9 protein-coding genes and 1 pseudogene are annotated in these 12,592 nt (G+C 63.3%); 6 read left to right on the top strand and 4 right to left on the bottom strand.

All coding sequences use genetic code 11. The annotated features are described in order from the left end of the window. Nucleotides 1–654 precede the first annotated feature (654 nt). The 4 genes from EKK97_RS12420 (at nt 655) to EKK97_RS24650 (ending at nt 3,011) form a co-directional block, all read left to right on the top strand. Entirely contained in the window at nt 655–1,314 is a 660-nt protein-coding gene (locus tag EKK97_RS12420; protein ID WP_159552265.1) for an alpha/beta hydrolase, read from the top strand. Nucleotides 1,315–1,406: 92 nt separating this feature from the next. Then, nucleotides 1,407–1,793, top strand: coding sequence for a hypothetical protein (locus EKK97_RS12415; RefSeq protein WP_159552263.1), 387 nt, complete (start codon nt 1,407–1,409; stop codon nt 1,791–1,793). Further along, a complete protein-coding gene (locus EKK97_RS12410; protein WP_422673569.1) occupies nt 1,786–2,637 on the top strand; it encodes a WD40 repeat domain-containing protein in 852 nt (283 codons plus the stop codon). The genes EKK97_RS12415 and EKK97_RS12410 overlap by 8 nt, the downstream gene beginning before the upstream one ends. A gap of 50 nt (nt 2,638–2,687) precedes the next feature. Then, the gene (locus EKK97_RS24650) at nt 2,688–3,011 is read left to right on the top strand and encodes a hypothetical protein (RefSeq protein WP_236551203.1); all 324 of its coding nucleotides are present in this window, start codon (nt 2,688–2,690) and stop codon (nt 3,009–3,011) included. Between the two features lie 80 nt (nt 3,012–3,091). Here the strand turns inward: EKK97_RS24650 and gcvP are convergent, their stop codons facing one another. Continuing rightward, nucleotides 3,092–5,986, bottom strand: a complete 2,895-nt coding sequence (gene gcvP / locus EKK97_RS12405; RefSeq protein ID WP_159552261.1) for an aminomethyl-transferring glycine dehydrogenase — start codon at nt 5,984–5,986, stop codon at nt 3,092–3,094. An 89-nt stretch (nt 5,987–6,075) separates the two neighbouring features. Further along, entirely contained in the window at nt 6,076–6,468 is a 393-nt protein-coding gene (gene gcvH / locus EKK97_RS12400; RefSeq protein ID WP_159552259.1) for a glycine cleavage system protein GcvH, read from the bottom strand. 474 nt (nt 6,469–6,942) lie between these two features. On the opposite strand from gcvH, the gene EKK97_RS12395 reads away from it, so the two are divergent. Continuing rightward, the gene (locus EKK97_RS12395; protein WP_159552257.1) at nt 6,943–8,349 is read left to right on the top strand and encodes an alanine/glycine:cation symporter family protein; all 1,407 of its coding nucleotides are present in this window, start codon (nt 6,943–6,945) and stop codon (nt 8,347–8,349) included. Between the two features lie 126 nt (nt 8,350–8,475). After that, the gene (gene gcvT, locus EKK97_RS12390; protein WP_159552255.1) at nt 8,476–9,588 is read left to right on the top strand and encodes a glycine cleavage system aminomethyltransferase GcvT; all 1,113 of its coding nucleotides are present in this window, start codon (nt 8,476–8,478) and stop codon (nt 9,586–9,588) included. 103 nt (nt 9,589–9,691) lie between these two features. On the opposite strand, the pseudogene EKK97_RS12385 reads toward gcvT, so the two are convergent. Beyond that, nucleotides 9,692–11,643, bottom strand: a pseudogene (locus tag EKK97_RS12385) (YjbH domain-containing protein). 158 nt (nt 11,644–11,801) lie between these two features. Further along, complete coding sequence (locus tag EKK97_RS12380; protein WP_159552253.1) at nt 11,802–12,590, bottom strand: capsule biosynthesis GfcC family protein; 789 nt, start codon at nt 12,588–12,590, stop codon at nt 11,802–11,804. Nucleotides 12,591–12,592 lie beyond the last annotated feature (2 nt).

Raw genomic sequence — 12,592 nt, 5'->3', positions numbered from 1 at the left:
CATCATTGAGCACCGTGACACCCTGGGGCGACTTCTTCCGGCCGGCACGGAAGTGGAGCTTTGCGATATTACCCGCCGTACGTATACGGCTCGTATCGACGAGTATGGTATCAGTCGCCACGAGGGCGTAACGCCCGGCAGGGTGGCCTGGCAGTTGCGTGACCTTCAGGGCCAGCACCTCGTCGCCGTCGACGACGAGCCATGCGACCCGAGGCAGGCAGCGGCGGCTCCGCCCGAATGCGATGTCGTCGCGGACGAAACCACGTTGCGGGCGACCTATCTGCCGCCACCCATCGTCATCAATCTGCGTAAGGATGCGGATGCGTCAGCGCCGGACCTGCTAAGCGACGAGGAATTGGAGCAGCTACGCCTGGCCGGCAACAACGCCACGCTGTTCCTGCACGGCTACAATGTGCCTTTTGGCGGCTACCACCACTTCGCCAACTGGGAGCAGCGCGATGACGTGACCGAGCGGCCCATGCTGGTTCCTTCGGGAAGCGCGCGCATTGCGACCATTCGGCAGGAGTTGAAGGGGTGTCGATCCACCTTCCTCCTAGAGCGTGGGGAAATCATTATCCATCGTCTAACGATGCGAGCTCCGATCAACTGGAAGCTTTGCTCAACGGTTCGGCAGCACACAGCTGGTGCCTGCACATGGAGTACCGGCTCAATGCCGCCGCCGGTATGCAGGACGACGACTGGCGCCCTTATACCCGCATCGTTGGCGTGGCCTGGTCCGGCGACACCGGAACAGTGGACTTCTTCCAGGCGGAGCTCAACGCCATGGCAGCGGGGCGCCGCCTGGTGGCACTGCTGAACCAGCTCCACGAAGCTGGTATTTCTATCAACGTGATCAGCCACTCCCTCGGGGCGCGTGTCATTCTGACCGCCCTCAATATTCTCGGCGAGCAAGACCACTACCAGGTGCTGGACAACCTCTACCTGTGGCAGCCCGCCGTGGCGGACAACGCGCTGGTTAACGACCCCTCGCAGGACAGCCATCCGCTGGGCATGGGCATCTTCCCCGATGCCCACAAAGCGGTGCGCAACGTGGTGGTGCTGCTCTCGCAGGAAGACGGCATACTCGGGCCGCCGCCGGCAGACACTCGCTCCTTCTGGCGGCAACTGGCCGAAAGGGACCAGGCTATCCGTGGGGCTCTCTGGTTACTGGAGACGCTCGGCGCCGACGACTGGTTGGATGAGCTGATCGGACGGCAGGCGGTGCCTACGGCAAGAAATGGTGGGTGTTCCCCAGCGGCCTGTCGACGCCCATCACCCAGTACTACCTCGACAAGGCGCCGGCCCATACCGTGAGGCCACCGACTCCTAGCCAGCCACCCGTGGGGCCGGACCCCTACGGCATAGAGCGCGCCGCTCGAGGCTGGCAAGCGTTCAAGGAGCAGGCGATGCAGGAAGCGCGAGACGCCCTGGCCAGCGGCGACGCGCTGCCCACCTACCATTTGTTGGCGCCGCTGGCGCATCACGCCGTGATCTCGGAAGCGCGCGCGGCTCAGTATGTCGATACCCTCCAGGCGCTGGTGGCCAGGCATTGGCGGGCAGGGAAGACACCGCGTGCGGCACTGGGGCATATTGGGTTTGGGGCAGTAAGGAATGAGAGTCGCTTTGTTGAAGGAAAATTAAGGGCAAAAAATTACGATTTCGTAGACCAGACGCTTTGGTTGTTCGATCACTCAGGGATGCGTATACCCAGCGATGAGGTGTTTGAAAAGAGCTACAAGGAAGGCATCTACGACCGCATCAAGGAGTCATCTCGCTTTGGCCGTTATGAATAAGGGAAAGTTGGTTGCACTTATTGCTGGGGCAGCACTGGTCTTTGCTGTGGCTGCGTACGGCTTGTTCTTCTTCTCTCGGCTGGAGCCCGTGACCTCGCTAAGCGTGTCGTCGGATGGCCGCTACGTGATCAGCGTGCATGAAGACTCTCGGCTGGTGCTATGGGACCTGGAGAAGCGGAAGCGAGAGATTCTGTCTGAATCGGCCAACCTCTACAGCGCCTACTTTATTGAAGATAGCGACGCCTTCCTGTGGCAGGATCTCGATGACGTCGTCCGTGTGCAACGCATAGATGGAGAAGTGATCGAAGCGTTCGAGCACTTTCCCACCTATGGGCATGTGATGTCCTCTGACATGCAGGATTATCTCTCCGCCAACGAGACCTGGAATATCTATCATGGTCATGGCGATGCATTGCGCCCCGTATTGCGCGACAGCCGTAGCCCCAGCTTCACGGGAACGGGGCAGGTGCTGAACCTCTCTATTGGCGGTCGTTATTTCGTCTCCGGCGGCTCGGGCAGCCCTGGCGGCGAACTGGAGGATTCCCCGCCGGTGCGGGAAGAGGAGGAGTTCCGCTTTTCTTCAAGCTATGGCGGCGTCACGCTATGGAGTCTCGATACCCTGGCGCCCGTGGCGAAGCTGCCCGGCAACTCTTCCAAGACCTATGCCACCATCAGCCCGGACGGGCAGTGGGTGGTCAGTGGTGATGAGAATACTATTGGCAATTACTGGAACACCGACGCGCCAGACGAGCGCTATGGTATGGCCAGTTATGATTACGGCATTTTTCGAGATCATCTGCCGGATGGGCTGGGGAAGATGAATACTGGGATGACAGCAAGCTAATTCCCGTTCCGAAGGCAGACAAACCTGATAAGTGGGGCACTATCCGCTCCTTGTCGACTCCGACGACGATTGCCATCGCCTTTATTAACGGTAGCGAGGAGTTCCTTCGTATCGGCCATAGCCATTATCGCCGTGACGGCTCCAGCGCAACCTATGCCGCACTGTTCGAGGCGGGCAATCCCTGGCCACAGGCGTACCTGGATTTGGGCACCGATCCTTTCCCCTCGGTCAACAACTACTCCCGCAACCTGAGCATCGACTCGGCCCCCGAGGCCAACCTGCTGGTCACCGGACACGCCTTCGAGGGCGGGATTACTGTCTACCGCTACGATCCCGAGGAGCGCACCCTGACCAAGGAGTGGGTAGGGCGGTGACGTTTCATTGACTCCGACAGCAAACGGCCCGCCGATCGCTCGGCGGGCCGTTTCGCTTTGCTGCTTCAGTCAGCGACGCGTCAGTCGCGGTACTCATCGATGCTGGGGCAGGAGCAGATCAACTGGCGGTCGCCGAAGACGTTGTCGACGCGATTGACCGCCGGCCAGTACTTGGCTGCCTTGACCGCTTCCGCGGGGAAAGCGCCGATCTCGCGGGAGTAGGGGCGCTCCCAGGCCGGATCCATCAGGTCGGCCATGGTATGCGGTGCGTTCACCAGCGGGTTGTCGTCGGCCGGCCACTCGCCGCGCTCTACCCGGGCGATCTCCTCGCGGATGGCGATCATGGCGTCGCAGAAGCGATCGATCTCGTAGCGCGACTCCGACTCGGTGGGTTCCACCATCAGCGTGCCGGGCACCGGGAAGGACATGGTCGGCGCATGGAAGCCGTAGTCCATCAGGCGCTTGGCGATGTCCTCCTCGCTGATGCCGGAGGCCGCCTTGAGCGGGCGGATGTCGATGATGCACTCATGTGCCACGGTGCCGTTGACGCCGCGGTAGAGCACCGGGTAGTGCCGCTCGAGACGCTTGGCGACGTAGTTGGCGTTGAGGATGGCCAGCTCGGTCGCCTGGCGCAGACCACGCGCGCCCATCATCTTGATGTAGGCCCAGGAGATCGGCAGGATCGAGGCGCTGCCGTAGGCTGCCGCGGAGACGGCGCCACAGTTCTCGTTGACACCGGCAATGGGTGTCACCACGTGGTTGGAGACGTAGGGGGCCAGATGCGCCTTGACCCCGATCGGACCCATGCCGGGGCCGCCGCCGCCGTGGGGAATGCAGAAGGTCTTGTGCAGGTTGAGGTGGCTGACGTCGCCGCCGAAGTCGCCGGGGCGGGAGAGGCCGACCTGGGCGTTCATGTTGGCACCGTCGATGTAGACCTGGCCGCCATGGCGATGGACGATGGCGCACGCCTCGCGGACACCCTCCTCGAACACGCCGTGGGTCGAGGGGTAGGTGAGCATGATCGCCGACAGGGCTGCGCTGTGCTGTTCGGCCTTGGCGCGCAGGTCGTCGAGATCGATGTTGCCCATTTCGTCGCACTCGACCACCACGACCTTCATCTGAGCCATGGCGGCGGAGGCGGGGTTGGTGCCATGGGCGGAGCTGGGAATGAGGCACACGTCGCGATGCCCCTCGCCCTGGGCGGCCTGGTAACGGCGGATGGCCACCAGGCCGGCGTATTCGCCCTGGGCGCCGGAGTTGGGCTGCATCGAGATGTGGTCGTAGCCGGTGATCTCGACCAGAAAGGCCGCCAGCTCGTCGATCATCTGCTTGTAGCCGACCGCCTGGTCCTGCGGTACGAAGGGATGCAACTGACCGAACTCGGGCCAGGTGATGGGAATCATCTCGCTGGTGGCGTTGAGCTTCATGGTGCACGAGCCCAGCGGAATCATCGCATGGGTGAGCGAAAGGTCCTTGTTCTCCAGCCGCTTGAGATAGCGCAGCATCTCGGTTTCGCTGCGGTAGCGCAGGAAGGTCGGGTGCGTCAGGAATTCGCTCTGGCGACGGCTGCCGGCGGGAATGCCGCTGATACCCTGGCCGGCCACCTGTTCGTCCAGTGCGCTGATCGAGAGACCGTGCTCCTCGTCGAGCAGCACGTCGAACAACACGTCGAGATCGTGGGCGGTAGTGGTTTCGTCCAGGCTGACACCGATGTCGCCATTGTCGAAATAGCGCAGGTTGATCTCGTGGGTCAGTGCGCGGCCATGAATCTTGCCGGCATCGACGCCGGTCAGGCGCAGGGTATCGAACCAGCTGTCGTGCACCAGCGCCACCCCTTTGGCCTTCAATCCTTCGGCCAGGATGGTGGTCAGGCGGTGGATGCGCGTGGCGATGGTGGTGAGGCCTTCGGCACCGTGATAGACGGCATAGAAGCCGGCGATGTTGGCCAGCAGCGCCTGGGCGGTACAGATGTTGGAGGTGGCCTTCTCGCGACGGATGTGCTGCTCGCGGGTCTGCATGGCCATGCGCAGGGCGGTGTTGCCGCGGGCATCCTTGGACACGCCGATGATGCGGCCCGGGATCGAGCGCTTGAGCTTGTCAGTGGTGGCGAAGTAGGCAGCGTGGGGGCCGCCGTAGCCCATCGGCACGCCGAAGCGCTGGGTGTTGCCGACCACGATGTCGGCGCCGAGCGCGCCCGGCTCCTTGAGCAGTACCAGGCTCATGATGTCGGCGGCAACGCAGGTCATCACGTTGTTTTCGCGTGCGGCGGCGAGCAGCGGGGCGAGGTCGTGGACCTGGCCGCTCTCGCCGGGATACTGCAGCAGGGCACCGAATACGTCGTGTTCGGCCAGGCTTTCGGCGGGGCCGACGATCAGTTCGAAACCGAAGTAATGGGCGCGGGTACGTACCACGTCCAGCGTTTGCGGCAGCACGTCATCGGCGACGAAGAAGGCGTTGCTCTTGGATTTCTTGTTGGCCCTCTGGCACAGCGCCATGGCCTCGGCAGCGGCGGTGGCCTCGTCGAGCAGCGAGGCGTTGGCCAGCTCCATGCCGGTGAGGTCCATTACCATTTGCTGGAAATTGAGCAGGCCCTCGAGGCGACCCTGGGCGATTTCCGGCTGGTAGGGCGTGTAGGCGGTGTACCAGCCCGGGTTCTCCAGCACGTTGCGCTGGATCACGGCGGGCACATGCGTGTTGTAGTAACCCTGGCCGATGTAGGTCTTGAAGACCTTGTTCTGGCGCGCCAGGCGCTTGAGATAGTCGAGCGCTTCGGCTTCGCTGCGTGGCGGATCGAGATCCAGCTCGCGACCCAGGCGGATGTCCGCCGGTACGGTACGTTCGACCAGAGTATCGAGGCTGTCCATGTCCAGCGCCGCCAGCATGGCGGCTACATCTTCGGCTCCGGGGCCGTTGTGGCGGCGGATGAAGGCGTCATGATCGGCCAGTTCGGCCAGGCGGCGGGTGTCGTTAACCATGGAGAACCCTGTCGTTGAGACATGTAAAGGAAGAAAGGAGCCCGGCCGCTCGGCCGGGCGCGCTGGGGCGTTGCGCTCAGGCTTCGCGCTCAGGCTTCGCTGTCGACCACGGCCTGGTAGGCATCGGCATCCAGCAGGGCTTCCACTGCGGCTGCATTCTCGACGCGAACCTTCATGATCCAACCATTCTCGTAAGGAGATTCGTTGACGGTTTCAGGCGCGTCCTCCAGTGCCTCGTTGACCTCGACGATCTCGCCGGCCAACGGGGCATAGAGGTCGGAAGCCGCCTTGACCGACTCGATTACGCCGAACTCTTCGCCCTTTTCCAGGGTGCGGCCGACCTCGGGAAGCTCGACGAAGACGACGTCTCCCAGGGCTTCCTGAGCATGATCGGTGATGCCGATGGTGACGGTGCCGTCGCCGTTGTCCAGCACCCATTCATGACTGTCGTTGTAGCGCAGGTTGGCAGGAATCGAGCTCATGATGATTTTCCTATAAGAAAAGGTTTTCCGACTGGGCGAATGCTAACGCCATTGGCGGCGTTTGGCGAGCCTGAAGGCGGGCCCTCTTCCAGGCCAGTCTCGACTCGTCGCATCCATAGCGTGGCGCGCCCCGGGACGAGCGTCTAGTCCCATTCGTCTACGGTAGAGGGCGCGAGGCATGACGACGCTAATTCGACACTGCTGCCATGGCTCACTAATCTGACAGGGAACGCTGTCTTAGCCCCGGCTCCCGAAGCGTGTCGCCAATCTGAAAGTTGATGTGGCGCTGACATTTGTTTCCGATACGAAACACGAGCTAAGCTAGCGCAGACGCAATACCCGTCGAGAAGTGTGCAGCAGGCATTTCGTCGAGGTGGTGCTTTCCTGGCGTTTTCCGCTATGGTACGCCGTCTCGACGTATCGATACTTCGAGAAAGGCAACAAAAACAGTCCATACAACAGAGGGAAACGTTCGTGGAAACCTTGACTTCGATCTTCACCGCCATCAACGGCGTGGTCTGGGGACCGTTGATGCTCATCCTGCTGCTTGGGGTGGGTCTCTACCTGCAGATCGGCTTGAAGCTGATGCCTATCCGCAAGCTGGGCACCGGCTTCAAGCTGATGTGGCAGGGGCGTGATGCCAAGCCCGCGCCTGGCGAGGCCAAGAAGGCGGATGAAGAGGGTGAGATCTCGCCCTTCAATGCGTTGATGACAGCACTCTCCGCCACCATCGGCACCGGTAACATTGCCGGGGTGGCCACTGCCATCGCCCTGGGTGGCCCCGGTGCGGTGTTCTGGATGTGGATCACCGCGCTGGTCGGCATGGCGACGAAGTTCTCCGAGGCGGTGTTGGCGGTGCGTTATCGTGAAACCGACAGCACCGGCTACCACGTCGGCGGGCCGATGTTCTACATCAAGAATGGCCTGGGCAGGAAATGGCTGTGGCTGGGCGGCGCCTTCGCCTTCTTCGGTGCCGTGGCGGCCTTCGGGATCGGCAATACCGTGCAGTCCAACTCAGTGGCCGATGCGCTGGATTCGACCTTCGGCATTCCTCACTGGCTCACCGGCGTCGTCATCATGGTGCTGGCAGGGGCCGTGATCCTGGGTGGCATCAAGCGCATCGCCAAGGTGGCCGGCAAGCTGGTACCGATCATGGGGATCGCCTACGTGCTGGCGGGCCTCGTAGTGCTGGTCGTCAATGCCGGGCAGATCGGCGATGCCTTCAGCATGATCTTCTACTATGCCTTCAACCCGCATGCGGCCATGGGCGGCTTTGCCGGTGCCGCGGTGATGGCGGCGATTCGCTTCGGCGTGGCACGCGGTATCTTCTCCAACGAGGCGGGCCTGGGTAGTGCGCCCATTGCCCACGCGGCGGCCAAGACCCGCAACCCGGTGCGCCAGGGTATGATCGCCATGCTCGGTACCTTCATCGACACCATCATCATCTGCACCATTACCGCGTTGGTGATCCTGACCTCCACGGTATGGGTCGAGGGCGAGGCGGGCGCCTCACTGACGGCGCTCTCCTTCGATGCCGCGTTGCCCGGCTGGGGCAATCAGATCGTGTCGCTGGCACTGGCGGTATTCGCTTTCACCACCATCCTGGGTTGGTCGTTCTACGGTGAGAAGTGCTTCCAGTTCCTGTTCGGCACCCGTTCGATCATGCTTTACCGGGTGCTGTTCGTGCTGGCGATTCCGCTGGGTGCGATTGCGCAGCTTGGCTTCATCTGGCTGATGGCCGATACCTTCAACGCCATGATGGCCATTCCCAACCTGATTGCCCTGGCGCTGCTGTCACCGGTGGTGTTCAAGGTCACGCGCGACTACTTCGACGGCAAGGAAGTACTGCCGGGCGAGGATCTTGACCACAACCGGCCATAACACTCGGCCACCCTATTGGCTAACACTTGGTCACAACATGGGGGATAGGAGCCTCGCGTACGACGAGGCGCCACGTGCGCCTCGTCCCGCCTCCTTTGCCCACCATCCATGTCACGAGGAATTTGCATGAGCCAACTCAAGCGCACGCCGCTGTTTGACCTGCATCTCGAGCTGGGGGGCAAGATGGTGCCCTTTGCCGGTTACGAGATGCCGGTGCAATATCCGCTCGGCGTCAAGAAGGAGCACGAACACACCCGTAGCGCCTGCGGCCTGTTCGATGTCTCCCACATGGGGCAGATCCTGCTGCAAGGCCCACGGCCCGCCGAAGCGCTGGAGACGCTGGTTTGTGCGGATATCGTCGGCTTGCCTGAAGGCATGCAGCGTTATGCCCTGTTCACGGGGCAGGAAGGGGGCATTCTCGATGATCTGATGGTGGCCAATCCTGGTGAGGGGCTCTATCTGGTCGTCAACGCTGCCTGCAAGGAGCAGGATGTCGCGCTGCTCGAGATGGGACTCGACGACGAGCACCGTATCGAAGTGCTGGATCGTGGCCTGCTGGCGCTGCAGGGGCCCAAGGCCGCTGACGTCATGCGCCGTCACTGCCCGCAGGCCTGCGAGATGGTGTTCATGCAGCACGGTCGCTTCGAGATCGATGGCGTGCCCGTATGGGTGAGCCGCAGTGGCTACACCGGCGAGGATGGCTTCGAGATCTCGGTGCCGGCCAGCGAGACCGAGGCATTGGCGCGCCGCCTGCTGGCGGAAGAGGAAGTCGAGGCGATCGGCCTGGGCGCGCGGGACTCCCTGCGCCTGGAGGCGGGGTTGTGCCTCTATGGTCACGATATCGATACCGAGACCACGCCGGTGGAAGCCGGATTGGTCTGGGCCATTGGCAAGGCGCGTCGCCACGGCGGTGAGCGTTCGGCCGGTTTCCCTGGGGCGGACGTGATCCTGCATCAGGTCGATGCCAAGGATCATCGCCGCAAGCGTGTCGGCCTGCTGGGCGAAGGGCGCGCGCCGGTACGTGAGGGAACCGAACTCTTCGATGAAGAGGGCCAGCGTATCGGCTCTGTGACGTCGGGCGGCTTCGGGCCAAGCGTAGGCAAGCCGGTGGCCATGGGGTACGTCGACATCGCCCATGCCGAGCTCGGTAGTACCGTCTATGCCGAGGTACGGGGCAAGCGGCTGCCCATGCTGGTGAGCAAGATGCCCTTCGTGGCGCCGGGCTACCACCGCGGCTGAGCGTAGCGCTAGCCAGTTATACCGTTATCTTTCCTGAAGACCACCGCGATCGCTGCGGTGGTCTTCGTCATTACGACGATCGGTGGCGGTTTCCGTACAGTGCCTAACGCATCATATCGGCCTGCTGCTCCCAATAGCGCCCCATGCTGCGCTCTTCGGTCAGGTCGTAGAGTGCTTGGCGGCGGGCCAGCTGGGCGCCGCCGTCCCGCGTGAGCGGGCGCCACGCCAGCTGCGCACGCTGGCGGGTGGAGCGGACGAAGAAGGCGTCCAGCGGCAGCGAGAGGTAGATTCCCTTGTCGAAGCTGCCCTCGCCGAAGTCACTGCCGGCATCGGTGAAGGTAGCCCAGCCTCCTAACCTGACGCCGGAGTCGAACTCGCGGGACACATCGAAGGTCATGCCGAGATCCCCGGCCAGGTAGCGACCCACGCTGACCTTGGCCAGCATGTCTTCGATGTCGGTCTGCCAGTATCCGGTCAGGTGACCCGTCCAGGTAGAGTAGTCGCGCATGTCGAAGCGCTGGTCGAAATCGCGCTGCTTGACCCAGTTGACATCGAGGCCGACGGCCACGTCGCCGTTGAAGGGGCGATAGAGCAGTTCGCCGCCTACACCGGCGAACATCGTCTCGAGCAGGCCGCCGTAACCCATGGCATACCAGTCGCCGCCCAGGTGGCCGGTATGGGTGTACTGGAGGTTGCTGATGCCGATGTCGGTTTCCGCCAGATAATCGCCGATGTGGGTCCGCACCCGTGGCAGATCGGACGGGCCGACGTAGCGGTACTTGTCGAGGTTGTCGTCCACCGTGTAGCTCAGCGTGGCCGAGAGCCAGCCGTTGGCGTTGAAGCGGTATTCGCTGTCGAAGTTGGCGGAAAGCCGATAGAGGTAGCCGTCCGGACCGCCGAAGTTCTGTTCGAGCTGCGGTTCGAGACTGTAGGAGAAGCCGCGGGGCGTGGACTCGTACAGCAGCTCTCCCTGCTCGGGCTCAAGCAGGGCATGGGAGTAGATCCCATGACGATAGGCGACGGCATGCTCGCTGGAATCGATGGCGGCGACCAGGTCGTCGCGCTGGTGCACGCTTTCGCGCAGTGCCATGCCGCGCTCGTGCCAGCGGAAGCGGAAGGTTTCCACCTCGCTGCCCAGATGATTGTGCAGCAGGCGCCCGGCGCGCTGCTCGCTCTCGGCCAGGGAGCGGTAACGCGTGGGCTCGCCCTCCACCACGACACTGGAGCCGTCTTGATGGATCCGGTAGACGCCAAGGCCGGCGTTGGCTTCCAGTTCCCGGCTGAGTCCGTTCCAGTCGCCGTCATGTGTGGCGGGAGCCGCTGCCAGATCGGCCGGAGGCGGGTCGCGTTTGACCTGGGAAACGGTGGCCAGGTTGGTTGAGAAGCTGATCCCGAGCATGGCGGTATTGCCGCGTTGCCAGCCAGCTTTGAGTTCGATGCTGTCCGTCAGCTGCAGGCGAGCGCCGAGATTGACGCGTGAATCCTGCTGTTGGTGGTTGCGCTGGGGTTCGTGCCGATAGTCGTTGCCTTCCAATTCCAGTTGCAGGACCAGCGGTTCCCATGGGGTCTGGTATTCGATGCCACCGAACAGGGCGCTGCGGCCGCTGAACAGGCTGCCAAGGTTGACGCTGCCGCCGTCACCCCCGAGGAGAATCCGGAGCGGCGTTCGAAACGCTCGTCGAGTCGGGCCAAGGGGTTGGTGAAATCCTCCTGGTTGCCGAGATAGCCCCAGCCGATCCCCAGGGAGAAATCGAAGTCGTGCCAGCGTTTGCTGGCCACCAGATATTCGCCCGCGAACAGGCCGGTGCCGCCGATGTCGCGGGCGCCGATGGCGATCTGCGGCCAGTAGCGATCCTCCTCGCGTAGCCTCACCTTGAAATCGATGCCCTTGTCGAGGTTGTTGCGGTCGCCGGTCGCGGCCAGATAGCGGCGATTCTCCACCTCGACGTAGCGGAAGCCGGCTTCGAGCCATGCGGTGGGCTGAAAGAACAGGCTGTAGCGTCGATAGGGTGCTGTACGTGAAAGCGAGAAGGCGAAGCCGCCGAGCGGCTGCATCCGCGCGCTAGGGGTCTGCATCAGACCGGCTCCACCGAAATCGCCCTGTCCGCTGCCCAGTCGCGGTTGGCCCGGGTCGGCGATGGCTGCTCCGGTTGCGGCCATGGCAATGGCAAAGGCCAATGGGGTGAGCGACAGCGTTCGTATGCCGGGCTGCTTCATCGTGCGGGCCCTCCCGCGCCGGCTCGATCCGCCATGTCCGGTAACTCGATGATGTGGCAGGTATCGCCAGGGAGGCGGGTCGCCAGGAAGCCGGGCAGCGCCCGGTTGATCCAGTCGGCTTCCTGTACCGGCTCGGGAAGTGCGAGTGCGATCCGACTGCCGGCGGCCAGTGGGGCATCGCTGGCATTCCAGGCCGCTATGCCGATACGGCGGGGCTCACTCTGCGGTGCGATCAGCCAGGCCTCGTCGGCGCGGGACCAATGGGAGCGCGGCTGACGACGAAGCAGGTCGCCTAGACTCAATCCAGGGGTCCAGCGGTGCCGGGTTACGCCGCCGAAATGCCACAGTTCGATCCACTCGGGCATGACACAGTGACCGACTTCGGCCAGGCTCTCCTGCAAGGGGTCGTGCTGTGGCGAGGCGAGTAGGGCGGCAAGATCGGCTCTGGCCGGTGTGCGCCCCGGCGACTCCTCCAGCTCGGCAAGCGCGGTTTGCCATTGACGCAGGCCCTGGGCCGCTCCTGTATGGCCGGCCAGCGAGTACCAATCGCTCAGCGTCGCCAGCTCTTGCTGCAGGCGCCTTGCCTGGCGTTGCTGCGGTGCTTGGTGCCGCGTCAGCAGGTAGTAGCTGTAGGCGGGTGCCTCTGGCAGCGCATGCTGCTCCAGCCACAGGTGCGAGAGTCGGGGGGCATCGGCCTTGCTCTGTAGGGGAAGAAAAGCGGCCAGTAGTGCGCTCAGGCCGACTGCGCACCAATGGCAGGCAGGAGAGTGGTGACGTTGGGGCATGC

It is taken from the genome of Billgrantia tianxiuensis (assembly GCF_009834345.1).
Lineage (GTDB): Bacteria > Pseudomonadota > Gammaproteobacteria > Pseudomonadales > Halomonadaceae > Halomonas > Halomonas tianxiuensis.
The sequence above is the reverse complement of the archived record's forward strand: the minus strand, read 5'-3'. Positions and strand labels throughout refer to the sequence as shown.

Bases quoted from the DNA above. Each gene is read 5' to 3' on its own strand.
- EKK97_RS12420 (WP_159552265.1), top strand. From the start codon at position 655: ATGGAGTACCGGCTCAATGCCGCCGCCGGTATGCAGGACGACGACTGG.
- EKK97_RS12415 (WP_159552263.1), top strand. From the start codon at position 1,407: ATGCAGGAAGCGCGAGACGCCCTGGCCAGCGGCGACGCGCTGCCCACC.
- EKK97_RS12410 (WP_422673569.1), top strand. From the start codon at position 1,786: ATGAATAAGGGAAAGTTGGTTGCACTTATTGCTGGGGCAGCACTGGTC.
- gcvP (WP_159552261.1), bottom strand. From the start codon at position 5,986: ATGGTTAACGACACCCGCCGCCTGGCCGAACTGGCCGATCATGACGCC.
- gcvH (WP_159552259.1), bottom strand. From the start codon at position 6,468: ATGAGCTCGATTCCTGCCAACCTGCGCTACAACGACAGTCATGAATGG.
- gcvT (WP_159552255.1), top strand. From the start codon at position 8,476: ATGAGCCAACTCAAGCGCACGCCGCTGTTTGACCTGCATCTCGAGCTG.
- EKK97_RS12380 (WP_159552253.1), bottom strand. From the start codon at position 12,590: ATGCCCCAACGTCACCACTCTCCTGCCTGCCATTGGTGCGCAGTCGGC.